A 21,467-nucleotide genomic window follows, 5' to 3' on the forward strand; every position below is an offset into this window, starting at 1 on the left:
GCGGCGGCCATGCGAATCGACTGGTCCACGCTCGCGCTGCAGACGATCAATGCGCTCGTGCTCATCTGGCTGCTGGCGCGCTTCCTGTTCCGTCCGGTCGCGGACATCATCGCCGAGCGTCAGAAAGCGGCCCAGGCGCTGATCGCGGACGCCGACGCAGCTAAGCTCGCAGCAGTCCTCGAACGCGAGGCGGCGGCGCGCGAGACGCAGCACCTTGTTGCCGCTCGGGCGGAGGGCATGAAAACGATCGCTGCGGAGGTCGAGGGCGAGAAGGCCGCGCTGCTGGCGGCGGCGCATGCGGACGCGGACAGGCTGCGCGCGACAGCCGCCGCCGAAGCCGAGGCCGCGCACCTCGAACAGGAAAAACGTGTCGCGGACCGGGCGACGCAGCTCGCCGTCGATATCGCGGCAAAGCTGCTTGAGCGGCTGCCTGACAGTACGCGCGTGAGCGGTTTTGTCGACGGTCTCGTCGACGGGGTCGCGCAACTGCCCGCCAAGGTTCGCGCAGAACTCGGCGCACATGGCGTGGCGCTTTCACTCGCTGCGCCGCGCGCGCTGAGCTTGCAGGAGCAGGAGAGTTGCCGCGCCGCGCTCGCGACCTGTCTGAGCAGGCCGGTTGCCCTTCAGATAGAGGTCGATCCCTCGCTGATCGCCGGATTGGAACTGACGGCTGCCCACGCGGTAGTGCGCAACAGTTTCAAGGCGGATCTCGCGCAGATCAGAGCAGCGTTACTGAGTGGCGATAATGGGCCCCGCTGACATGACCGACGATCGCTGGCTCGCGGACCAGCGCGACGCACTCGCCCGAACCGTCGTGAAGCCGCACGCGCAGACGCTCGGCCGCGTTGAGCGTTTTGGCGATGGCATCGCATTTGTCTCAGGACTGCCGGATGCGGCCCTCAACGAACTGCTGCGCTTCGAAAGCGGCGCGACCGGCTTCGCGCACACGCTCGACGCGGACGTCATCAGTGCCGTGCTGCTGGACGACGGCACCGCCGTAGAAGCGGGCGCCTGCGTGACCCGCACCGGCACCGTGCTGGAAGTGCCGGTCGGCGACGGGCTGCTGGGGCGTGTGATCGACCCGCTCGGGCGGCCGCTCGACCGCGACGATCCCATCGTTGCCGAGATGCGCATGCCGGTCGAACGGCCGGCGCCGGCGATTATCGAACGCGATCTGGTCAGCGAGCCGGTCGAAACGGGCGTGCTTCTCGTCGACGCGCTGTTCGCGATCGGCCGAGGACAGCGCGAGCTCATCATCGGCGACCGTGCCACGGGCAAGACCGCTTTGGCCATCGACACGATCGTCAACCAGAAGCATTCGGACATGATCTGCGTCTATGTCGCGGTCGGCCAGCGCATGACGGCTGTACAGCGCGTCATCGAATCGGTGCGCCAGTACGGTGCACCCGAGCGCTGCATCTTCGTTGTCGCCCCCGCGGCGTCGGCGCCGGGGCTGCAATGGATCGCGCCGTTCGCGGGCTTCACGATCGCCGAGTATTTTCGCGATCGTGGACAGCACGCGCTGGTCGTGGTCGACGACCTGACCAAACATGCCGCGACGCATCGCGAGCTGGCGCTGCTGACGCGCGAGCCGCCGGGGCGCGAGGCCTATCCCGGCGACATCTTCTATGTTCACGCCCGCCTGCTCGAGCGCGCGGCGAAGCTGTCGGCCGCACTGGGTGGCGGCTCGCTGACGGCGTTGCCGATTGCGGAAACCGATATGGGCAACCTGTCCGCGTATATCCCGACCAATCTCATTTCGATTACGGATGGGCAGATCGTGCTCGACGCGGCGCTGTTCGCGGCGAACCAGCGTCCGGCGGTCGATGTGGGCTTGAGCGTGAGCCGTGTCGGCGGCAAGGCTCAGCATCCGGCTTTACGAGGGGTGTCGGGACGCTTGCGTCTCGATTACGCGCAGTTCCTGGAGCTGGAGATGTTCAGCCGGTTCGGGGGGCTGACGGACGCGCATGTCGCCGGCAAGATCGCCCGTGGGGAACGCATCCGCGCGCTGATCGCGCAGCCGCGTTTCAGCGCATTGCGCACGCTCGACGAGATCGCGTTGCTGTCGGCACTGGCGGAGGGTGTGTTCGATTCGGCGCCGAGCGGGATCGTCGCGCAAGTGCGCACGCAACTGGCTGCGCATCTGGACACCCAGCGCCTGCAAGCCCAAATTGCGCAAGGCTTTTCGCTGTCGTCGCCCGCGCCGTTGAGCGCCGGTGTGCAAGCGGTGCTCGTCGCCGCGGTTCGCGATCTGGTGCGGCGGTTCGCGCCGACGGCCGCCAGCGGCACGGCAAGCAGCGGGGTTGGGCAATGAGCGGAAAACTCACCGAAATCGAATCGCGCAGCGCTACCGCCCGGCAACTGGACGCCGTCATCGGCGCGATGCGCGGCATTGCGGCAGCACGTTCGCGCGAAGCACAACGGCGGCTGCCCGGCATCCGTTCCTCGGCCTCGACCGTCGGCGCTGCGATCGGCGCCGCGCTGACCCACGCTTCGGGTGAACCTGCGCGCGTGCCGGAGCACGGCGCGCGGATCGTCATCGCGCTGTGCGCGGAGCAGGGTTTCGTCGGCTCGTTCAACGAGCAGATCCTCGACCACGCGCTGTCTCGTCTGGCGTCGGCGCAGAGCGAACTCCTGCTCGTGGGGACGCGCGGCGAAATTGTGGCTAACGAACGCCGCCTGCCGTTTGCCTGGCGCTCTCCCGCGGCCTCCCATGCCGACGATGTGCCGGCGCTCGCAAGCCGGATCACCGATGCGCTTTATGCCCGTCTCGGCGATCGCGGGGTGACCCATGTCTCGGTCGTTCACGCCATGCCGGGCATCGCCGCGCACAGCGAGATCGTCGAACACAGCCTGATTCCGTTCGATTTTTCGCGATTTTCCGTTGCGCGGCGCGCCCAGCCGCCGTTACTCACGTTGCCCGTCGACCCTCTGCTTGCCGGACTGGTCGAAGCCTATGTGTATGTCGAGTTATGCGAGGCGTTGATGCTGTCGTTCGCCTCGGAGAACGAAGCGCGAATGCGCGCGATGCTGGCCGCGCGCGCCAATGTGAAGGAGACGCTTGCCGAACTCACGCAAAGCTACCGGCAGGTTCGTCAGGATGAGATCACGGCCGATATCGTGGAACTCGCGGCGGGCGCCGCGGCAGGCGTCTGAACGATGCAACCGTGCCGCGCGGTTCCCGCAGGAGGCCGCAGCACAGCGACCGCTAGCGGTCCCCGAACGTCGAAAACGCCTTGTACACGATTCGCGGATCACGCTTGCCTTTGTAGACCTCCGGTGCTGCAAGATCGAGTCCGAGCAGCGCGTACACCGCATTCTGCGCCGAACGCACCGAGTATTCGACGGTGAAGACGACATCGTTGGGCAACTCGCAGAACTGTCCCGTGAACGCCAGATTTTGCCAGCCGTCCGGCACCACGTCCGGCCGGTCGCCTTTGCTGCGCCGCAGGAACTGGCTCGTGATGAACGGCATCATGCACGGAATGCAGTTGGCGTGCTCGAGAATGCGGGATGCCTCTGCTTCGATCCGCAGATGGCCAAGGATTTCGGTCAGCATTTCGCGGCCGCTGCATGCCGACATCGGCTTCCTGACGAAATCGCCGGGCTGGTCAACCCGTAAACCGTAGCCCCACAGCACCTGCACGTCCGCAGGTTGGCCGATGAAATGCGGCTGATACGGCACCACGATGGAGGCAAGCCAGCTCGACTCCGCAAAGGTAATCAACCCGCCTTCACCCGGCGTATTGCCCGTCATGTCGCGGATCAGGCGGAACAGCGTCGGGTCGCGCAACGTCACCGTGAACGACAGCCACTTCGACTCGTCGATATGATCCGCGAAAACGGCCGGGTGGCCGAACTCGGGCCGGCCTGCGGCGATCGTTTTCCAAAGGGGCCAGGCGCCCGTGGCGTCCGACGAGAACAGGTCATAGGTGCACAGATACTTGCTTTCGAGCATGCGGCCGCCGCGCACGACGTAGCCGCTTTCCGCCGAACCCGCGCCGTCGAGGCTGCCACCCGGCTTGTCGAGCGCTTCCAGAATGGTGATGTCACCGCCGCGCACATGCCCATCGCGGATCAGGAAGGCCGCCGCCGCTAACGAAGCGATGCCGCCGCCGACGAGATAGAACCTGGCGTCCTCTGCGTGGTTGCGGTCAACTTCAGCGGTAAGGGCTCGTTCGGGACGCTGATCAGAGTTTTGCACGTCGATATTCCTTTTCATGTTCGTCGCTATCCGTATGCAGCCGGGCCGCCCGGAGGCGCACGGCAGATGTTGATCCACCATACCCGCGGCGCCGGCGTGCCGATTGAGTTGGATCGAGCACCGATCATGAGAGCGCGCGCTCGATTGCCGTGACATCGCGCGATCCGGCTCATCCGCCGCGGGCGATTGGCGGCGCGGACTCGGCTCTTTTCACGTAATGGCGGCCGACGATTTCGTCGGCGGAACCCCCCTTTGTTTTCCGCGTGTGTCGGGCCAACGCGCAGCCAGCCAATGCCTTGACACAAGTCAATTACCCCGCGCCGTTCGCGCCGATTATTCAATCATGCCGCCAGTCATATGTCGCTACCACGGCGACCTGGCCGCCTTGGGGAGTCACGCCCGAGCGCCCACGCACACCCGGCGAATGAATCTGAAGTTCCGCAAAGAAACGGTGGAATCGGCAGCTTCGTCGGACCTTGCCGGCAACGATGTACCGCCGAACTTCCTGTAGTCGCGAAAGAAGCCGGCCCCACTAGAGAAATCGCGGCACGTCTGGGAGAACAGAAATGGGTGTCGGCATGCAAATCGTCTATCTCGGCTTTGCCGGGACGTCGCAGATCGAGGGCGAGGCGGCTACGCAACTGCTGCGCCTCGAACGGTTCAGCAAGGCTATCGCGGGCTGTCACCTGGCGATCGAGGCCATTCGTGAACGGTCCCAAGGTGGCGGAACCGGCGTGCCTGCCGCCGACATCCGCAGTCCGGTTTTCGACGCGCGGCTCGACCTGATCATGCGTAACGGGGAGCTGGTCCCGATCGAGCATTGCCTGAACGCCGATCCAAACATAGCGGTACGCGCTGCATTCGATGTCGCTGAGCGGAAACTCGACCGGCGCCCGGTTTGAGCGCGATGCCAGGCAAGCTTGCGTCCGTTGCGGCGCCGCGCCTGTTTGTTCCAACACTCGATGAGGAGAGCGTCATGTACGCAAATATTCTGGTGGCTGTGGACGGCAGTGAAGCGTCGAAACGTGCGGTAGACGAGGGCATCCGGATGGCCAAACTGTCGGGCGGCAAGCTGACGGCGGTCTATGCACTGGACCAGTCCGCGGCTTTCACGTACGCGGGGGCATGCGATCCGCATCTGCTGACCGACACGGCGCGCCAGGTAGGGCGCAGCTTCCTCGACGAGGCTTGCGCGAAGATGCAGGCGCTCGGCGTGGCGGGCGATTCGGAGATCGTCGAAACGCAAGGCATCGCCGAGGACATTGCCAGTTGTCTCGCTCGCTGCGCCGAGCGGCTCGGCGCGGAGCTTGTCGTGATGGGCACGCATGGGCGGCGCGGTATGCGACGCATGGTGATCGGCAGTGTCGCGGAGCGTTTCGTGCGGCACTCGACGTGTCCCGTGTTGCTGATCAAGGAAGCGTCAGCCCACGCCTGAGGGTTGTTCAAGGCGCGTGATGGACCGTTCACAGGCGGTATTCGCGGCGGCACGCCATACGCTTGATACACGTCAACCCGCCGCTATCGGCGTCATCTACATTGGACGCACTGCTGCTGTGACTGCGACTGCGACTGCGAGATAACCGCGCGGCGCCTATGCAATTCATCTGGACACGACGGAGGAGCACCATGGCAACTGGATTCATCACACCGTTTGATGTGCATCGAGCGAACCTGGCACTCGCACTCCGGATGCCGAGCTTCGGTCACGAAGCCCGGCAACAACAAGGAGCACGCCATGTCGGCTAAGCGAGTCGCTTTCATCACCGGCGGTATGGGCGGCCTCGGCGCCGCGATCAGCCGGCGTTTGCATGATGCCGGCATGGTTGTCACCATGTCGCATTCCGAGCGCAACGATCACGTCGCCACCTGGCTCATGCACGAACGCGATGCCGGCCGCCGTTTTCATGCGTACGAGGCGGACGTGACCAGCTTCGAATCTTGTGCGCATTGCGCGGAACGCGTGCTCAAGGAGTTCGGCTCGGTCGACGTGCTCGTCAACAATGCGGGCATCACACGCGATTCGACCTTCGCCAAGATGAACAAGGACGATTGGGATGCGGTGCTGCGCACCGATCTCGATTCACTGTTCAATATGACCAAACCGTTGCTAAAAGGGATGGTCGAGCGAAAGTTCGGACGTGTCGTCAACATCAGCTCGGTGAACGGCGCTCGCGGCGCGTTCGGTCAGACCAACTATGCGGCGGCCAAGGCCGGCATTCACGGCTTCACGATGTCGCTGGCGCTGGAGGTCGCGAAACATGGCGTGACAGTCAACACGGTGTCGCCCGGTTATCTGGCGACTGCGATGACCGCCGCGATTCCCAGGGACGTCATGGACGCCAGAATCCTGCCGCAAATACCGGTCGGCCGGCTCGGTCAACCTGACGAGATCGCGGCGCTCGTCGCGTTTCTCTGTTCGGACGACGCGGGTTTCGTCACAGGCGCGGACTTCGCGATCAACGGCGGCATGCATATGCGGTGACGGCCGCAATCGGCTGAGGTTACGGTTTTCGCCGCGCTCCGGACGATACGTATCGCTTGATACAAGTTAATCGTCGCGGCGTCCGCCATTCTGGAGCCTGTCATATAGCAGGTTCGTTTCGATCAACGGAGGCAGCAGATGAAAGCACTGGTGTATCACGGTCCCGGCAAGAAATCGCTCGACGAAAGGCCCATTCCCGCGCTCGCCGCGCCGACCGATGCGATCGTCAAGATGACGCGCACGACAATTTGCGGCACCGATCTGCACATTCTGAAGGGCGATGTGCCGAGCTGTGAGCCGGGGCGCATCCTCGGCCATGAGGGGGTTGGTATCGTGCAGCAGGTCGGCTCGGCGGTGTCGTCGTTCAAGCCGGGCGACCGGGTATTGATTTCGTGCATTTCGTCGTGTGGCAAATGCGATTATTGCCGGCGCGGCATGTATTCACACTGCACCACCGGCGGCTGGATTCTCGGCCACAAGATCGACGGCACCCAGGCCGAATATGTGCGCATTCCGCACGCCGACACGAGCCTGTACCCGATTCCCGCCGGCGCCGACGAAGAGGCGCTGGTGATGCTGTCGGACATCCTGCCGACCGGCTTCGAATGCGGTGTTCTGAACGGCAAGGTGCAGCCCGGCAGCACGGTGGCGATCGTCGGGGCTGGACCGATCGGGCTCGCGGCGCTCCTGACCGCGCAGTTTTATTCGCCTGCGCAGATCCTGATGATCGATCGTGATCCGAACCGCCTTGAAGTTGCGCGCCGGTTCGGTGCAACCGGGTGTATCGACATCGGCCGGGCGGATCCGGTCGACGAAGTCATGAAGTTGACCGAACAGACCGGCGTCGATTGTGCGATCGAGGCAGTCGGCATACCTGCAACGTTCGAGTTGTGCGAAGCGATAGTCGCGCCCGGCGGCGTGATCGCGAATGTCGGCGTGCACGGGGTCAAGGCCGATCTGCACCTCGATAAGCTTTGGGATCGCAACATAGCGATTACGACGCGCCTCGTCGATACCGTCAGCACGCCGATGCTGCTCAAGACTGTTCGCGCCGGCCGCATAGATCCCGCAAAACTTATTACACACCGCTTCCAGCTCGAGAATGTTGTCGGCGCTTACGACACGTTTGGGCGCGCGGCCGACACGCATGCGCTGAAGGTGATCATCGAGGTCGCCTAGACAGCGCCGCTTGCGCGAGCAGATCCGGCGACCTGTTCAGGAGCGCAGCGAGGCCGGGCGAGCAATGCAACGCGGTCCAATGTTCATGGCTGAATCAAGGAGCAGGCAATGAAGTCGGACATGATCCGGATAGGCGGCGACGCGGCCGCCCAGGATATCGGCGATCAGATTGGCCAGGCGTTGCAACGGCACGCCGAGCGTGAAGCGAAACACATCGAGATCAAGGTGCGCGAAGGCACCGTCGCGCGGACCGGCAAGGTCGACTCCGAAGCCGGGCGTTCGGCCGGGCGCGGCGCTGCATGGTCGGCGGGTGGGCATGCGGTGGTCGGCAATCTGACAGTAGGCTAACTTGCGGTGCGCAGCGGAGTGCGCTTCTTTGGAGCGGCATCTGCTCCGCGCGGCCGAAAGATCAGGAGTCACTCATGGCACTTTCGGGTAGCGTCTGCGACAACGATTGGTCGGTGTCGGTGGCAACGCATCAGACGACTGGCGGCTTCTATTGCTCGATCCAGCTCAGCCACAATGCGCCGGAAGGCGTCTTCAAACACGAATTCACGCACAGCGGCGTTTTTCCGACCGAACGCGAAGCGGTGCTCGCCGGTTTGCGCGAAGGCATGGTTTGGGTGCAGCTCAAGGTGGCAAGGACATTGTCGCTTTAACCGCCTGCGCCGCGTGAATCGCGTGCGGGCGCACGGCCACTGCCGCGGCGGGCGAGGGCAGTGGTATCGAGGAGGCAGGCGGTCCGCCAGATGGGCTCATGTCACACCGGTGTTGCAGACAAGCGATCTATATCGGCCTCAACGCTGATCCATGTCAAAAGTTGACGGCATTTGCGGACGTAGTGTGAATGAAGAAGTGAAACGAAACAGCCAAGGAGCGTTGCCATGCGTGCATCAGATGTAATGACCAGTAACGTCGTATCCGCCAAACCCGACATGACCGTGAGCGAGGTTGCCAGGATGCTGGTGGACAAGGGAATCAGCGGCGCGCCAGTGATCGACGCGGCAGGACATGTCGTAGGCATGATCAGCGAAGGCGACCTGCTACACCGGGAAGAGATCGGCACCGATCAGCGCCGGCGCTCCTGGTGGCTCGATCTTTTTTCGTCGAGCAATGATGCCAAAGACTACATCAAGACACATGCGCAAACAGTTCAGGACGTGATGACCAGCCCCGTCATCTCGGTTGATGAAGACACGCCTCTGAGCCAGGTAGCCAACATCCTGGAAAGGCGGCGTATCAAACGCGTTCCTGTGACAAAGGCGGGTCAGCTTGTGGGCATCGTCAGCCGCGCGAATCTTGTGCAGGCATTGGCCAGTCTTCCGGAACAGCCGGCGCCGGACGTGGCCCTCTCGGATCGGGAGATTCGTGCGGCGCTGATGGGTGAAATGACGGGCCATAATTGGGCGTTTGCCGGACGCAACATCGTCGTGAGCGATGGGGTTGTCCACCTATGGGGCATCTTTCACTCGATGGAGGCGGTCCAGGCCGTTCGTGTCGCCGCAGAAAGCATTCCCGGCGTGAAGCGGGTGGAAGACCATACCGAACCTTACCCGGTGATGCCGGGCATATAAAAGGTCAGGCACAGGTATTGATTCGATCGCGGCGTGCCGGGCGCTGCCGAAATGGAAGAAACGCAAGGCGCGCCAGACGATATCCCGAGTTGCCTGCATCGCTGCGCGCAACGCGAGGGCGCGGAGCTTGTCGTGATGGGCACGCACGGCCGCACGGCGTCGGCTGGGCGATGCCTGGCAGGCATCGCGGAGCACTTCGTGCGCATATCGACGTGCCCGGTCGTGCTTGTCCCCAGAGCAGGCGCTGCGCAAGCACGATGTACGACAGATTGACCTCACGGATCGACTCCAGTGTTTCGCGGCTATTCATGACGTTTCCCCTTTATGCATGATCTCGCTGGCCATCGTCGGCTTTCACGCCGCTAATTTTGTATTCCTGATTGAAACGTTTGCTTCGCCGGGCGACGTTTGCTGGCAACCGTCGCGAGCGTCAGCCACGCCCGGTGTGATGAGGCTGTTCGCTATTGCGCGCAACAGGTGTTGCGTGAGAGCACCGGCGCCGCCTTGGGCAAAGCGCTGAAGTTCGAGCAGATCTTTCGCAGCGTGACTCACCCTGAGCTCCGTTAAAAGTGAAAGATGCCGGGATTCTCGTACCGGTTTGACAACAGGCCACCTTGCGGCGTCAACATCCATCAAGGCGTGGGTAGACCGACGGGAATCACGTTCGCACCGTGCTGGGAGGGCGAGCTCACGGGCCGGTCCGTGCGGATCAGGCACAATGCCGCCACGAAGCGCCGAAGCGATGCAAGCGAACCCGTAATGCTTTGGTACCGCTCCCGACCTATCTGCCCGTCGAGCGTGATCAACATGCCGGATTCGCGGGCAAGTGCCAGGATTTCATCGAATTCTTCCTCGGCGGCGCTCGCGATATGCCGCGAAGCGGTCGAGGCAAGCAGTGGCGAGGTGCCGGATTCATCGACGCTTCCGGATTGGACAGGCAACGTATCGTTCAACATGACGGGTCTCCTCATGAAAGCCAGTCGCGTGACGCTGGGTCAAGATGCGCCGCAGATGACAGACATGCTTTCTTGTGAGGAAAGTATCGGCCAGGACATTCCCGATTCAAATCAGGTGGCGCTGAACATCGCGTAGGAGATGGAAGTAGCCTGTCAGCGGTTTCCTACACGAAGCGAGGAAGCGGGTGGTGTGACGCGTGACAGCGCACCTGCAGTCCCGAAGCAGGTTGCCCTCTTCGGGACCGGGCCGATGGCAGCGCCTTTGCAATTGATCTGGCGTTTTCCCTACTACAGGGCCATCGCTATAGGCCGATAACGCAGAAGAGGCGGACAGATCAAAATGGGGGCAAATTATGGCGGATCCTGCGGAAGTGGAGAGCGCTCTTCTCGCGGATGAGACAGCCGAAATCGGGCTGCCGCTCGCGCAGGCAGATGCGGTTCCGGACCGGGATGCCGCGACTGTCCCCGTTGTGCTGCTCGTCGACGATGAGCCGGGTATCCTGTCGGCGCTCAGGCGTCTGCTGAGAACGCCGCGGTACGAGGTGCTCACTGCGGAAAGCGGCGCCGCGGCGCTCGACGTGCTCGCGTCGACGAAGGTCGACCTGATCGTCTCGGACATGCGCATGCCGCATATGAGTGGGGCGGAATTCCTCGCACGCGCGCAGGCGCTCTACCCGGATACGATGCGTATCCTGCTGACCGGCTACTCGGAGATCGACTCGGTAATCCGGGCAATCAATGAGGGCGGCGTCTACCGTTACCTCAACAAGCCATGGGATGACCAGGATCTGCTGCTGACGATCGCGCAGGCACTCGAGCAGGCGCGGCTTCGCAACGAAACCGCGCGGCTAACCGCACTTACGCAGAAGCAGAACGACGAACTACGGGATTTCAATGCCCGGCTCGAAACCCAGGTGCTGTCCCGCACGGAAGAGATCCGTCAGACCGTGATGTTCCTCGAAGACGCACAGCAGGATCTAAAAAAGAATTTCACGACGATGGTTCAGGTCTGCGCGAGCATGATCGAACTGCGCTGCGGCGTGCTGGGCGGTCAATCCATGCGGATCGGCGAGGTCGCCCGGCATCTGGCTCTGGCATTCGACATGAGCGGTTTGCAGGCACAGGACGTGTTCTTTGCCGGCCTGCTGCATGGCATCGGCAAGCTGTCGCTGCCCGACGAACTGTTGCACAAGTCGCTCGACCGCCTGTCGGCGGAGGAGAGCCAGCTTTTCTATCAGCATCCGCTGCGCGCACAGATGGTGCTGACGCCGGTTGCGCAACTGGATCAGGTTGCATACATCATCCGCCACCAGTACGAGCGGTTCAACGGGCGCGGCACACCGGACGGTCTCGCTGGGGACGATATTCCGTTGGGCTCGCGGATCCTGTCGGTGGCCCGGGATTTCGAGGGCCTGCGTCGCGGCGGCCTCGTGAAACAGCCTGTCACCATGGAGCAGGCGATCGCGTTGCTCAAGTCGCAGGCGGGCATCCGCTACGACCCGCAGATCATCGATCGCTTTTTGACGTTGATGAAGGATCCGTCTGCGTTAGGCCTGGGAACGCCGGTCTCGCAGATTAGCGGATCGCAGCTCGCCGAGGGGATGCGTCTCGCCGACGATCTGCGTACCAGCCGAGGTGTCCTGCTGATGACGAAGGACAGCGTCATGTCCGCGCATCAGGTTGAGCAGGTGCGGCGCTTCGAGGCGCAGGAAAACGCGCCCTTTGCCATTCTGGTCCATTCGGCTGCGACCCCTGGGACGAAATCTGCGCAATCCGGCGCCGCTCGCCAGTGATCGCATCGAAATAAGCCGACCGCGGCCGGGTTGCGCAATGTGATTGCGTAACGACCTGACCCGCCCATTCCGTTTCAGCTACCGCATATGCACGGCACATACAATTTCTGGCTAGTTTCGCTGTCGCTGATTATCGCGACGCTGTCAGCGTATACGGTACTCGACCTGGCCGGGTTCATTTCCGTACTGGAAAAGCCGAAGCTCAAACACGCCTGGCTCGGTGGCGGGGCGGCGGCGATGGGGACCGGCATCTGGACCATGCATTTCGTCGGCATGCTCGCTTTTTCGCTGCCGATTCCGTTGGGATACGACTCGCGCCTGACCGGCACATCACTCGCGATTGCGGTGCTGATCTCTTACTTCGCGCTCAGCGTGGTCACGCGCGCGAAGTTGACGCGTATCCATCTGGTGATGGGCGGCATCCTCATGGGTCTGGGCATTGCCGGCATGCACTATACCGGCATGGCTGCGATGAAAATGACGCCGGGGATCGATTACAACCCGGCCCTGTTCGTTGCGTCAATCGCAATTGCTATCGCCGCGTCGACCGCCGCGTTATGGATTGCGCATACCTTGAGCGCGCCCAACCAGCAGCGCGTGGTTGCCAAACGGATTGGCGCGGCCGCTGTCATGGGTATCGCCATTACCGGCATGCACTACACGGCCATGGCGGCAGCACATTTTCTGCCTGGGGCAATATGTGGAGCGGCCAATGGGATCAATGCGCAATGGCTTGCCACGACGATTACGATGTTCACACTGGCGATCCTGACTGTGACATTGATGGTATCGCGCTTCGACGCGCGCACGACATTTCTGCGGGGCATGGCCGATACGCTGGAGGAGCTGGTCAGGAAGCGGACCGGTGAACTGGAAGGGGCACTCCGCCAGTACGAGCGGACAACGCATACGTTGCAGCTCACCCGGCAGAAAATGGAGCGGGAAATCGAGGAACGCAAGGAGGTGCAAGCGCGGCTCGAACGGGAAAAGGATGAGCAGCGCAGATTGATCCACGAACTGGAAGACACGCACGTCCGGCTATTGCAATCGGAGAAGCTCGCATCGATCGGTCAGCTTGCAGCGGGTGTCGCGCATGAGATCAACAATCCGATCGGCTTCGTGAATGCCAACCTCAACACGCTCAGGAGCTGGGTTCAGCGTCTGCTTCAGGTCGTGTCGGCGCATGAATCTCTAGTCGGAAGGCTCGATCCCGATGCCCGCGCGCCTCACGTTGCGGCGTGGAAGGAGGCCGACATCGACTACGTGCGTGACGATATCCTTACGCTGGTTGACGAATCGATCGACGGTGCGGTGCGCGTACGCCGCATTGTGCAGGACCTGCGCGATTTCTCGCGCCCCGGCAGCGACGAATGGAGCATCGTGGACGTGCATGCGGGACTTGAGAGTACGCTTAACGTGGTCCACAACGAGATCAAGTACAAGGCGCAGGTGGTGCGGGAGTATGGCTCCCTGCCGAACGTGGAGTGCCTGCCGCCTCAATTGAATCAGGTTTTCATGAACCTGCTTCTGAACGCGGCGCAGTCAATTCCGGAGCGGGGCGTCATCACGATCCGCACGAAGAGCGATGACGAGACGGTGTCGATCGCTATCTCCGATACAGGCGTTGGCATGTCAGCCGATGTGGCCAGCAGGATTTTCGATCCATTCTTCACGACCAAGCCTGTGGGGCATGGCACCGGCCTGGGGCTCTCGGTCTCCCACAGCATCGTCGAACGCCATCGCGGATGTATCGACGTCGCCAGTCAGCCCGGCCGTGGGACGACCTTCACGGTCCGGTTTCCGATTCGTCGCAATCTGAGGGGCGCGGACACCTACGCGTCAAGACGTTCGGCGTAATCACGCTGCAACAGGAGATATGTCATGACCTCTCCAGCTTCTCCCTCCATCGTCGCGCAGTCGACGAATCCCGATGCGCGTGAAGCCGTCCGGGAAGTACATGCCGCGCTCAAGGCATGCGACGGCGCCCTGGTCCTATTCTTCTGCTCGAGCCATTTCGACCTCGAATCGCTCGCGGATGAAATTGGCCGTTGCTTCGACGGCACGGAGGTCGTCGGTTGCACCACGGCCGGCGAAATCGGCCCGGCTGGCTATCTCGACCACAGCCTCGTGGCGGTGGCGTTGCCGCGTGCGTCGTTCACGGCCGTCACCGGGCGACTGGGCGATTTGCGCAACTTCACGATTGCAGGTGGTCAGGCGTGTGCGCTGGATGCGTTACACGACCTGGAAAGGAAAGCGCCTGGGGCCCGCAGTACAGACACCTTTGCGCTGCTGTTGATCGATGGCCTGTCGGTGAGGGAAGAGCCGGTCACCCGCACGCTGCAAAACGCGCTGGGCGACATTTCGCTGGTCGGCGGATCGGCGGGCGACGACCTGAATTTTGAGCAGACTCACGTGTTTCATGAGGGGCGCTTTCACCGCGATTGCGCGGTACTGGTTGTCGCCTCGACGACCCTGCCATTCCGGACCTTCAAGACGCAGCATTTCCGTTCCGGCGATGAACGGCTCGTGGTAACGGGCGCCGATGCGGAGCGGCGCACCGTCAGCGAAATCAACGGTCTGCCGGCTGCGGCGGAATATGCGCGCCTGATCGGCGCACGCGTGGAAGATCTTTGTCCGGGCCATTTTGCGGCGGCGCCGGTCGTCGTCCTGATCGATGGTACCGACTATGTGCGATCGATCCAGAAGCTGAACGCCGACGGCAGTCTCACGTTTTACTGCGCGATTGAAGAGGGCCTTGTGCTGCGCGTCGCTCGCGGCCTCGATCTCACGGAGAATCTGCGTACGATGTTCTGTGAGCTTCGCAGTGAATTGGGTGAGCCTCAGCTCGTACTCGCATGGGACTGCATCTTGCGTCACCTGGAATTGTTGCAAAAGGGCACACGCGATATCGCGGGGCGGTTGTTTCAGGAAAATCGGTCAGCGGGTTTCAGTACGTACGGCGAGCAATACGGCGGCGTGCACGTCAACCAGACCTTGACCGGCATCGCGTTCGGCGGCGGAGGGGAGGGTTAGCATGCCTGAAGCATCGTCTGTCGCCGTTGCATCGGACGAATGCGTTGTCCTGCAAGCGGAGGTCGTGCGTCTGAACAAAATAGTCCGGTCGCTGATGGACCGTGCCGAGCGCAGTACGGTCGTTTGCGGCTCCGACTTCAGCCTGTTCCAGATGGCGGTCACGCTCGAGGACCAGGTTCGGCACCGGACTCGCGAACTTGAAGATGCGCTGCGCGACAACAAGAAGATGACGCGCGCGCTCGAACGTACCCAGCGCCTGATGAAACAGGAAATCGAGGAGCGCAGGCGCGCCCAGATCGAACTGGAGCGGGAGAAGGAGGCGCAACGACGCCTGATCGACGAGCTGGCTGAAGCGCATGTCAAATTGCTGCAATCGGAGAAACTTGCGTCGATCGGGCAGCTCGCTGCCGGTGTCGCGCACGAAATCAACAACCCGATCGGTTTCGTTGATTCCAACCTTGGGACGTTGAAAACGTGGGTGCGCAGGCTGCTCGATGTCATGGCGCTGCAGGACTCGATGCTCGCCGGACTGGATCCTGCTAGGCGAGCCCGCATGGATCAGGCGCGTAAAGATGCCGATCTCGACTATCTTCGCGAGGACATCGGCACGCTGATCGACGAATCCATCGAGGGCACCTCGCGTGTCCGGCGTATCGTGCAGGACCTGCGCGATTTCTCACGCGCGGGCAGCGAAGACTGGTGTGTGGTCGACCTGCATGCAGGCCTTGAGGCGACGCTGAATGTCGTGCGCAACGAAATCAAGTACAAGGCAGAAGTCGTCAAGCATTACGGCGACCTGCCGCCGCTCGAGTGCATACCGTCGCAGGTGAACCAGGTGCTGATGAACCTGCTTGTCAACGCCGCTCAGGCGATTCCCGAACGGGGCATCATTACGATCAGCACGCGTCGCGACGGCGATGGCGTGTCAATTGCCATTGCGGATACCGGCGTAGGCATGGCGGCCGACGTGCAGGCGAAGATATTCGACCCGTTCTACACGACGAAACCCGTTGGGCAAGGCACCGGATTGGGGTTATCGGTTTCGTATGGCATTGTCGAAAAGCACGGCGGCAGGATCGTCGTGGAAAGCAGGCCGGGGGAGGGGGCGTGCTTCACGGTGTGGCTTCCAGCAAAGCGACGCGCGGACGTGAGCGGGGAACCTTGAGGCGCGACGCGGCGTTTCCGGGCGTCGGGAGTTCGGCTCACTGCAGATGCTGACCGCCGTTGATGGCGATATTCGCTCCAGTCAGAAAGCCCGCCTCGCGCGAACACAGGTACAGGACGAGCGCAGCGACCTCCGTGGGTTGTCCCAGGCGTCCGACGGGGATCTGGGGAATGATTTTTGTGTCGAGGACATCCTGCGGCACTGCCGTCACCATCCGGGTGGCGATGAAGCCGGGCGAAATCGTGTTGACGGTCACCCCTTTCCTGGCCACCTCGAGCGCCAGCGATTTCGTGAAGCCGTGCATGCCCGCCTTGGCTGCTGCGTAATTGGTTTGCCCAAAGCCGCCCTTGGAGCCGATGATCGACGAGATATTGATAATGCGGCCCCAGCCGCGCTCGACCATCCCATCGCATACGGGCTTCGTCATGTTGAACACCGAATCGAGGTTGGTGCGGATCACGGCATCCCAGTTGACCTTGTCCAACTTCTTGAAGCTTGCGTCCCGGGTAATGCCGGCATTGTTGACCAGAATGTCGATGGGACCGACTTCGGCCAGGATTCCGGCGACGCATGTTGCACACGATTCATAATCGGCCACATCGACGCCACAGGCGTGGAATCCGCGTCCGTTGGCCTCCATGCGGGCAAGCCACGTGTCGATGCCGGTGTTGTGCGGCGAGTAGGTGACGATGACCGTGTAGCCGGCGTCGTGCAGCTTGACGCTGATAGCTTCACCGATTCCACCGGTGCCTCCCGTGACAAGTGCGATCTGCTTCGTCATGTTTTTACCCGATCAAGGAACTGAATGGCGCCGCGGCGTAGGGACCGCCATGTGCCTTTCCGGTGTGCCCGCATCGTAAAACTGGAGCGTTGCGAACGCAGCGCAATGGCAACGTATCGCGACAGCGACTACTTCGATGTGGCGCGCGTGGCTTGCTCGATCGCCCGCTTTGTCGTTTTCGACACTGCGGTGCTCACCGCCTCGGCATTGCTTTCGGCGACGTGGATCGCCTGCTGCGCCGCTTTGCGCGTGGCCTCATACCAGGTTCCCGTGGCGGCAATCGCGGACTTCAGGGCGGTGATGGCGCTCTCCGCGGCAGCCGGTGCATCTTGTGTTGCATCGTCGATGAGACTTTGCAATTTGCGCTGCTGCTCCGCGAACTGCTCGCTGGCAACGTTGCCAAGTTCCAGTTGGGAATTCGATACGATGGTGTGCAGCTGGCTGTAGTACGACTGAAGCCGGGGAGCAACCCGTTCCGTCACGCTACCCTGCAGCGTGCTCCATTCTTGCGGACTTTTCCCCACGAATGCCTTAAGCACCACCTCTTCGGTTTCTGCGATACCCGACCTGATGGTTTGCAGGTTTAGCTCGACCAGTTTCTGAAAGCTCTCGAATGCCTTGTTCGCCAAAGCGAACGATGCGTCCATGTTGGCTCGTTGCGCCGTGGCGACTTGTTCCGGACTCCATAGATTCATTGCTCGCTCCAAAAAAGTGCCCTGACCCGGGCAGTACGGATGGAAATTTTTCATGCGCTGATGCTGAAAACAACGAAACAGTTTCGTCGACGGGGGCCGGACCGGACGGTCTTCCGGGTTATGGCCCGATATTCATCGCGGTCGCCGCGGGTTGTCCTGCTACGCGTGTTGTTCGTCGTCGAACTGATCCGGTTGCAACAACACCTCGCCGATTGAGCACAATTGGCCTTTCGTCAGGGAACCTGAATCAAGCAGATGACAGAGCCGCAAACGGCCTATATCCCGCAGGCAGGATTGGACCATCGAGACTCCCCTCCAACGAGGGCCGCGTCACACGCCCGATGTGCGCAATTTTCCCGGTCGAGAAATGCAAGTATGTACACCCCGATAACGTCGTTATCTGTCGCCCAGCATCCTCTTTTTGTATTCGTATAAGTCTGATGATTACTCTAGGTCAGTTTTTCCCGTTTACCAACTACGCAAACGGGTAGTCTGATTCGGCACTGTTGCAATGCATTTAACAACAGAGGGAAGGGTCAGTCACAGCCTGGGACCGAAAGAGGCCGAACACAAAGCTTAACGACGGGCGCTCCTGCTGACGGGTAGCGCTCAGCTTTTGCCAGGCCAACCTGCCGACTCTTGCATGGCGGCGCCTCCAGTGTTGCTCTTTCTGATTGCAATCAATTCAATGCGCATGAACGCGAGATCGATTGCGCGCGTGTGAAAAGAGAATGGCTCTGGTGCAAATAGTTGGCGTGGCTGGAATGCCTGACAGCTTGTCCTGTCCACATCTGATCGCCCGTGTCAGCGTGATCCGGGCGATCGGAATCGATGCCGAGTCCGGCCATGACAGCCTCGGTTTCCGCAACTTTGTCGGCCGTTGCAAGCAGGGGCTTTGCCCAGCCGGGGTGTTGTCGTGCCGGAGCGTATGCCAATTGATCACATATTCTCGGATGATCCCGCTGAAGCGCTGAAAACTGCGTTTGCGGCAGCAAAGCGCGTCGGCGCCACGCTAGATCGGCGCCAGACATTCTGGCGGCAGGAGTTGGGGTGTTTCTGGCTGTCCACGCGCGAATTATAATCAGTCCATGAACGGCTGGAATCGGCCAATTGCTGCAGGACAGGACGGCGCCGGAGCGCGGTCCGGCTGCGACGCTCATTGAATGACCAACATCGATGCGGACGCGAGAACACTTTCAGCGTGGTGCCTCCTCCGGGGTATCCGCGTACAATAAAGCGCGCAAGGAATGTGTAGTTGCCGAAACTCCCTAAATTGGTTAAAGGTGGAGCAATGAGAGGATACGATCGCATTCTGGCCATTACGATATTAAGAAATGACCCAACGGGAGAAATGAGAGATAGCTTCGAAACGCTGCAGCGAAAATTTCTCGGTAGAGAAGAAGTTGTCAACGTTTTGTGCGACGGAGGAGAATGGAACGCTGTTGACAGCTTTACGGTGTTCATGGCCGCCGCTACTGAATCCTTCGATAGAATTGACACGGACTGCGCACCAAAGACGCTTGGTTTATATATTGGTATGCACGGAAATATCAATACTTCGGAAGTTGACCCTGCTATTTTGGGTGCATCAATTGCCAAGTTTGCCATTGAGTATCGCTATAACCTCAGGAAAGTCTGCGTAGATTCCTGCTATTCGGCCGGACCGGAAGACTATGAACCGCCCGCAGAGGACGCCAGCATCGTCGTAGCGACAGCCAAAGAGATCAAAAATTATTATGGGGCGTGCTCTGATCTCAAAGCGTTGGTAGGATGCAAAATTGCCGGCTATCGGGCAGTGGTTCTCAAATACTACGAAGGTGCGCCTTCATTCAAAATCGGGGAACATGCAGCGACGCGGAACCAGACAATCGAGAGAGTAATGGATGCGCACACCGTCTACGGCAACGGATCTCGATCTTCGTTGCGCCCCCGCCTGCCAGAAAATAAATTTCCATTCCTGGGTAATCTGAAGACTTCGTTAATCCCGGGCGCAAGCAAAAAAGCAGGTAACGAACAAATACCTGTAGCAGATATTCGCCCGGACCAGGCACTCAAGCAGTACATCGAGAAACTTGATCGCTACTTGCGACTGAAAAGGGCATGGGAATTCAAAGATTCGCATGACTGGAAGGAGATTCCACTTTCCGAATATTCGAATAAAAATATATTTGCGGATTACGTACTGGAGCCTTCCCCGGCAAAGGGTAAAGGTTATCGCGTAAAGAGCGTTTTGAGGAACGTTTTCGAGGCTTAATTGGCCCGGCTTATCCAGGTACCTGTGAACGTCTGGTGTGGGTCGAAGCCGTGTGAAAACGTGTGCTGAATGCGGCGTTCTAAATCGCCCCTTCAGATCGCGCCGTATTGGCTTGGCAGCAACTCGGGAAGGGTAAAACGACACCCGAAAACCGAGTACTTTTGCGTTTTCATACAGCCGGTCGATTTCCGCTGATCGTCATGTGCGGTGAGTCTTGAGCCAGTCGCGTAGCGCGTCGTTCATCCGCGTTTGCCAGCCTTCGCCGCTTTCCCTGAATCGCTCGATGATCTCCGCGTCGTATCGAACGGTTACCGCGACTTTGGGGTGCGCGAGTTTCGGGCGGCCGCCGCGCCGTTTCATCTGCGCGAACTGTTCATCGCTCGGCTCGAACGTGTCCGGGTCGGCTGCGATGCCGCGCTCGATCGCCGCTTCTTCTTCGGGCGTGTTACGGATCAGTCTGGGTTGCTTCTTCATAGCGTTCAATCTCCCGGTTGTTGGCTTTGCGCAGGCTGATAACCCGGAAGGTATCGCCGCGCTGCGTGAACACAACGCAATAGAGGCGGGCATCGATCACACGGCGTAGCCAATTTCGCGCAATTCGCCATAGTCCTTCCGGTTGTCGGGCGCGCACTATACGGACGACCGGTCGATCGTATCGGCGAGAACCAGCGAAACACCGTGCTTCCCTTCGTTGGCTTCACTTTTGGCCTGGTCGTGGGTCGTTTTCATGGATGGTTTTCATATAGTTATTGTGGTTACAAAAACATGTTGTGCCGACCTGTTTTTGTAACTACGTTATTTCCCGCCTTGCGCGTACGTCGAGTCAGGGGGCGGACGTGACGCGGTTGCCGCCGACCGGATGTCGAGCGTCAACTGAACGGTGCAGAACGGATCGTTGGCCGGTGGGATCAGGAAGCGGCGTGGAATACCTTGCGGTTGCTCGGCTTCCCGTTCGATGGCGGTGAACCCCATCTGGTCGCGCATCAACTCGTATTCAAGCGCCTGCAGCCGTAGCTCGGCGACTGCCCAGGGCGGAATCACGGCGCGTCCGTTCATCCAGTCCTTGACCGTGCGTTCATGTCGCCCACGCGTCCGGCACAGGTGCCGCATGGAGAGCCCCCGGGCGTAGTACAGGAATTCGTTGAATGGCGCGGCGTTATCGCACGTCAGTATTTTTGGTTTGCGTGTGCTCATGCTGGTTTCGCTGTGGCTTTGATCGCTCACATTCACAGGGATGCGTTCGACGACGACATGGACCGAAGGTTTGGGAAATTGGCTGTGGGCGGCACCGATGAACTGGTACTGGCGACCGTCACATACGAAAAGTCATTCCAACGAGAGAATTTGAAGC

The 21,467-nt window shown here is 61.1% G+C and carries 25 protein-coding genes and 2 pseudogenes; 18 read left to right on the forward strand and 9 right to left on the reverse strand.

Annotation, left to right across the window (positions count from 1 at the left end; translation table 11 throughout):
* The first annotated feature begins 9 nt into the window (after positions 1-9).
* Genes AC3WOG_RS30325 through AC3WOG_RS30335 form a run of 3 tightly spaced genes read left to right on the forward strand, consistent with a single transcriptional unit; the run spans position 10 to position 3,156 of the window.
* Complete coding sequence (locus AC3WOG_RS30325) at positions 10-759, forward strand: F0F1 ATP synthase subunit delta (RefSeq protein WP_492581493.1); 750 nt, start codon at positions 10-12, stop codon at positions 757-759.
* Positions 746-2,314 carry a F0F1 ATP synthase subunit alpha gene (locus AC3WOG_RS30330; RefSeq protein WP_492581494.1) on the forward strand — a complete coding sequence of 523 codons (1,569 nt, stop codon included), beginning with the start codon at positions 746-748 and terminating at the stop codon, positions 2,312-2,314. The genes AC3WOG_RS30325 and AC3WOG_RS30330 overlap by 14 nt, the downstream gene beginning before the upstream one ends.
* Positions 2,311-3,156 (forward strand): F0F1 ATP synthase subunit gamma, encoded by an 846-nt coding sequence (locus AC3WOG_RS30335; RefSeq protein WP_492581495.1) that lies wholly within the window; start codon positions 2,311-2,313, stop codon positions 3,154-3,156. The genes AC3WOG_RS30330 and AC3WOG_RS30335 overlap by 4 nt, the downstream gene beginning before the upstream one ends.
* Positions 3,157-3,208: 52 nt before the next feature.
* On the opposite strand, the gene AC3WOG_RS30340 is transcribed toward AC3WOG_RS30335, so the two are convergent.
* Positions 3,209-4,204 carry an oleate hydratase gene (locus tag AC3WOG_RS30340; RefSeq protein ID WP_492581496.1) on the reverse strand — a complete coding sequence of 332 codons (996 nt, stop codon included), beginning with the start codon at positions 4,202-4,204 and terminating at the stop codon, positions 3,209-3,211.
* A 566-nt stretch (positions 4,205-4,770) separates the two neighbouring features.
* On the opposite strand from AC3WOG_RS30340, the gene AC3WOG_RS30345 reads away from it, so the two are divergent.
* From AC3WOG_RS30345 to AC3WOG_RS30380, 8 genes are all read left to right on the forward strand, one after another.
* Positions 4,771-5,106, forward strand: a complete 336-nt coding sequence (locus tag AC3WOG_RS30345; protein ID WP_492581497.1) for a hypothetical protein — start codon at positions 4,771-4,773, stop codon at positions 5,104-5,106.
* A gap of 74 nt (positions 5,107-5,180) precedes the next feature.
* Positions 5,181-5,639 carry a universal stress protein gene (locus tag AC3WOG_RS30350; RefSeq protein WP_492581498.1) on the forward strand — a complete coding sequence of 153 codons (459 nt, stop codon included), beginning with the start codon at positions 5,181-5,183 and terminating at the stop codon, positions 5,637-5,639.
* 300 nt (positions 5,640-5,939) lie between these two features.
* Positions 5,940-6,686 (forward strand): beta-ketoacyl-ACP reductase, encoded by a 747-nt coding sequence (locus tag AC3WOG_RS30355; protein ID WP_492581499.1) that lies wholly within the window; start codon positions 5,940-5,942, stop codon positions 6,684-6,686.
* Positions 6,687-6,824: 138 nt separating this feature from the next.
* Positions 6,825-7,865 (forward strand): zinc-dependent alcohol dehydrogenase family protein, encoded by a 1,041-nt coding sequence (locus tag AC3WOG_RS30360; RefSeq protein WP_492581500.1) that lies wholly within the window; start codon positions 6,825-6,827, stop codon positions 7,863-7,865.
* A gap of 108 nt (positions 7,866-7,973) precedes the next feature.
* The gene (locus AC3WOG_RS30365) at positions 7,974-8,213 is read left to right on the forward strand and encodes a BON domain-containing protein (protein WP_492581501.1); all 240 of its coding nucleotides are present in this window, start codon (positions 7,974-7,976) and stop codon (positions 8,211-8,213) included.
* Positions 8,214-8,287: 74 nt separating this feature from the next.
* On the forward strand, positions 8,288-8,524 hold the full coding sequence (locus AC3WOG_RS30370) for a UDP-glucose 4-epimerase (protein WP_492581502.1): 237 nt from the start codon (positions 8,288-8,290) through the stop codon (positions 8,522-8,524).
* A 225-nt stretch (positions 8,525-8,749) separates the two neighbouring features.
* A complete protein-coding gene (locus AC3WOG_RS30375; RefSeq protein ID WP_492581503.1) occupies positions 8,750-9,439 on the forward strand; it encodes a CBS domain-containing protein in 690 nt (229 codons plus the stop codon).
* A 51-nt stretch (positions 9,440-9,490) separates the two neighbouring features.
* Positions 9,491-9,712: a universal stress protein gene (locus AC3WOG_RS30380; protein ID WP_492581504.1), complete on the forward strand. Its 222-nt coding sequence runs from the start codon at positions 9,491-9,493 to the stop codon at positions 9,710-9,712.
* Here AC3WOG_RS30380 and AC3WOG_RS30385 read toward each other — a convergent pair.
* The 3 genes and pseudogenes from AC3WOG_RS30385 to AC3WOG_RS30395 form a co-directional block, all read right to left on the reverse strand.
* Positions 9,684-9,749, reverse strand: a pseudogene (locus tag AC3WOG_RS30385) (flagellar transcriptional regulator FlhD); the annotation flags it as partial. The gene AC3WOG_RS30380 and the pseudogene AC3WOG_RS30385 overlap by 29 nt on opposite strands.
* Positions 9,750-9,793: 44 nt before the next feature.
* Positions 9,794-9,991: a hypothetical protein gene (locus tag AC3WOG_RS30390; RefSeq protein ID WP_492582498.1), complete on the reverse strand. Its 198-nt coding sequence runs from the start codon at positions 9,989-9,991 to the stop codon at positions 9,794-9,796.
* Positions 9,992-10,071: 80 nt separating this feature from the next.
* Positions 10,072-10,335: a hypothetical protein gene (locus AC3WOG_RS30395; protein WP_492582499.1), complete on the reverse strand. Its 264-nt coding sequence runs from the start codon at positions 10,333-10,335 to the stop codon at positions 10,072-10,074.
* A gap of 73 nt (positions 10,336-10,408) precedes the next feature.
* Between AC3WOG_RS30395 and AC3WOG_RS30400 the strand changes: the two genes are divergently transcribed.
* The 5 genes from AC3WOG_RS30400 to AC3WOG_RS30420 all read left to right on the forward strand — a co-directional run bounded on the left by AC3WOG_RS30400 (position 10,409) and on the right by AC3WOG_RS30420 (position 16,386).
* Entirely contained in the window at positions 10,409-10,531 is a 123-nt protein-coding gene (locus AC3WOG_RS30400) for a hypothetical protein (RefSeq protein WP_492581505.1), read from the forward strand.
* A 217-nt stretch (positions 10,532-10,748) separates the two neighbouring features.
* A complete protein-coding gene (nosR, locus tag AC3WOG_RS30405) occupies positions 10,749-12,188 on the forward strand; it encodes a response regulator c-di-GMP phosphodiesterase, NosR family (RefSeq protein ID WP_492581506.1) in 1,440 nt (479 codons plus the stop codon).
* Between the two features lie 87 nt (positions 12,189-12,275).
* Positions 12,276-14,045, forward strand: coding sequence for a histidine kinase (locus tag AC3WOG_RS30410; RefSeq protein WP_492581507.1), 1,770 nt, complete (start codon positions 12,276-12,278; stop codon positions 14,043-14,045).
* A 24-nt stretch (positions 14,046-14,069) separates the two neighbouring features.
* Complete coding sequence (nosP, locus tag AC3WOG_RS30415) at positions 14,070-15,221, forward strand: nitric oxide-sensing protein NosP (protein WP_492581508.1); 1,152 nt, start codon at positions 14,070-14,072, stop codon at positions 15,219-15,221.
* A 1-nt stretch (position 15,222) separates the two neighbouring features.
* Positions 15,223-16,386 (forward strand): histidine kinase, encoded by a 1,164-nt coding sequence (locus AC3WOG_RS30420; protein ID WP_492581509.1) that lies wholly within the window; start codon positions 15,223-15,225, stop codon positions 16,384-16,386.
* Positions 16,387-16,423: 37 nt separating this feature from the next.
* Here the strand turns inward: AC3WOG_RS30420 and phbB are convergent, their stop codons facing one another.
* Together phbB and phaP are read right to left on the reverse strand one after the other, a co-directional pair.
* Positions 16,424-17,167, reverse strand: a complete 744-nt coding sequence (gene phbB, locus AC3WOG_RS30425; RefSeq protein ID WP_492581510.1) for an acetoacetyl-CoA reductase — start codon at positions 17,165-17,167, stop codon at positions 16,424-16,426.
* 128 nt (positions 17,168-17,295) lie between these two features.
* A complete protein-coding gene (gene phaP / locus AC3WOG_RS30430) occupies positions 17,296-17,916 on the reverse strand; it encodes a TIGR01841 family phasin (RefSeq protein WP_492581511.1) in 621 nt (206 codons plus the stop codon).
* 847 nt (positions 17,917-18,763) lie between these two features.
* Between phaP and AC3WOG_RS30435 the strand changes: the two are divergent.
* Together AC3WOG_RS30435 and AC3WOG_RS30440 are read left to right on the forward strand one after the other, a co-directional pair.
* A pseudogene (locus AC3WOG_RS30435) lies at positions 18,764-18,943 on the forward strand (rolling circle replication-associated protein); the annotation flags it as partial.
* Between the two features lie 174 nt (positions 18,944-19,117).
* Positions 19,118-20,116 (forward strand): hypothetical protein, encoded by a 999-nt coding sequence (locus tag AC3WOG_RS30440; RefSeq protein WP_492581512.1) that lies wholly within the window; start codon positions 19,118-19,120, stop codon positions 20,114-20,116.
* Between the two features lie 198 nt (positions 20,117-20,314).
* Here AC3WOG_RS30440 and AC3WOG_RS30445 read toward each other — a convergent pair whose 3' ends face one another.
* The 3 genes from AC3WOG_RS30445 to AC3WOG_RS30455 form a co-directional block, all read right to left on the reverse strand.
* Positions 20,315-20,590: a BrnA antitoxin family protein gene (locus AC3WOG_RS30445; protein WP_492581513.1), complete on the reverse strand. Its 276-nt coding sequence runs from the start codon at positions 20,588-20,590 to the stop codon at positions 20,315-20,317.
* Positions 20,562-20,690, reverse strand: a complete 129-nt coding sequence (locus tag AC3WOG_RS30450; protein ID WP_492581514.1) for a BrnT family toxin — start codon at positions 20,688-20,690, stop codon at positions 20,562-20,564. The genes AC3WOG_RS30445 and AC3WOG_RS30450 overlap by 29 nt, the downstream gene beginning before the upstream one ends.
* 221 nt (positions 20,691-20,911) lie before the next feature.
* Entirely contained in the window at positions 20,912-21,310 is a 399-nt protein-coding gene (locus AC3WOG_RS30455; RefSeq protein WP_492581515.1) for a hypothetical protein, read from the reverse strand.
* Positions 21,311-21,467 lie beyond the last annotated feature (157 nt).

The organism is Paraburkholderia sp. FW306-02-B (assembly GCF_058782725.1).

Coding starts and splice junctions, on each gene's coding strand:
- AC3WOG_RS30445 (WP_492581513.1), bottom strand. CDS start 20,590: ATGAAGAAGCAACCCAGACTGATCCGTAACACGCCCGAAGAAGAAGCG.
- nosR (WP_492581506.1), top strand. CDS start 10,749: ATGGCGGATCCTGCGGAAGTGGAGAGCGCTCTTCTCGCGGATGAGACA.
- AC3WOG_RS30330 (WP_492581494.1), top strand. CDS start 746: ATGGGCCCCGCTGACATGACCGACGATCGCTGGCTCGCGGACCAGCGC.
- nosP (WP_492581508.1), top strand. CDS start 14,070: ATGACCTCTCCAGCTTCTCCCTCCATCGTCGCGCAGTCGACGAATCCC.
- AC3WOG_RS30350 (WP_492581498.1), top strand. CDS start 5,181: ATGTACGCAAATATTCTGGTGGCTGTGGACGGCAGTGAAGCGTCGAAA.
- AC3WOG_RS30335 (WP_492581495.1), top strand. CDS start 2,311: ATGAGCGGAAAACTCACCGAAATCGAATCGCGCAGCGCTACCGCCCGG.
- AC3WOG_RS30360 (WP_492581500.1), top strand. CDS start 6,825: ATGAAAGCACTGGTGTATCACGGTCCCGGCAAGAAATCGCTCGACGAA.
- AC3WOG_RS30325 (WP_492581493.1), top strand. CDS start 10: ATGCGAATCGACTGGTCCACGCTCGCGCTGCAGACGATCAATGCGCTC.
- AC3WOG_RS30370 (WP_492581502.1), top strand. CDS start 8,288: ATGGCACTTTCGGGTAGCGTCTGCGACAACGATTGGTCGGTGTCGGTG.
- AC3WOG_RS30410 (WP_492581507.1), top strand. CDS start 12,276: ATGCACGGCACATACAATTTCTGGCTAGTTTCGCTGTCGCTGATTATC.
- AC3WOG_RS30400 (WP_492581505.1), top strand. CDS start 10,409: ATGAAAGCCAGTCGCGTGACGCTGGGTCAAGATGCGCCGCAGATGACA.
- AC3WOG_RS30420 (WP_492581509.1), top strand. CDS start 15,223: ATGCCTGAAGCATCGTCTGTCGCCGTTGCATCGGACGAATGCGTTGTC.
- AC3WOG_RS30365 (WP_492581501.1), top strand. CDS start 7,974: ATGAAGTCGGACATGATCCGGATAGGCGGCGACGCGGCCGCCCAGGAT.
- phbB (WP_492581510.1), bottom strand. CDS start 17,167: ATGACGAAGCAGATCGCACTTGTCACGGGAGGCACCGGTGGAATCGGT.
- AC3WOG_RS30355 (WP_492581499.1), top strand. CDS start 5,940: ATGTCGGCTAAGCGAGTCGCTTTCATCACCGGCGGTATGGGCGGCCTC.
- phaP (WP_492581511.1), bottom strand. CDS start 17,916: ATGAAAAATTTCCATCCGTACTGCCCGGGTCAGGGCACTTTTTTGGAG.
- AC3WOG_RS30380 (WP_492581504.1), top strand. CDS start 9,491: ATGGAAGAAACGCAAGGCGCGCCAGACGATATCCCGAGTTGCCTGCAT.
- AC3WOG_RS30375 (WP_492581503.1), top strand. CDS start 8,750: ATGCGTGCATCAGATGTAATGACCAGTAACGTCGTATCCGCCAAACCC.
- AC3WOG_RS30455 (WP_492581515.1), bottom strand. CDS start 21,310: ATGAGCACACGCAAACCAAAAATACTGACGTGCGATAACGCCGCGCCA.
- AC3WOG_RS30345 (WP_492581497.1), top strand. CDS start 4,771: ATGGGTGTCGGCATGCAAATCGTCTATCTCGGCTTTGCCGGGACGTCG.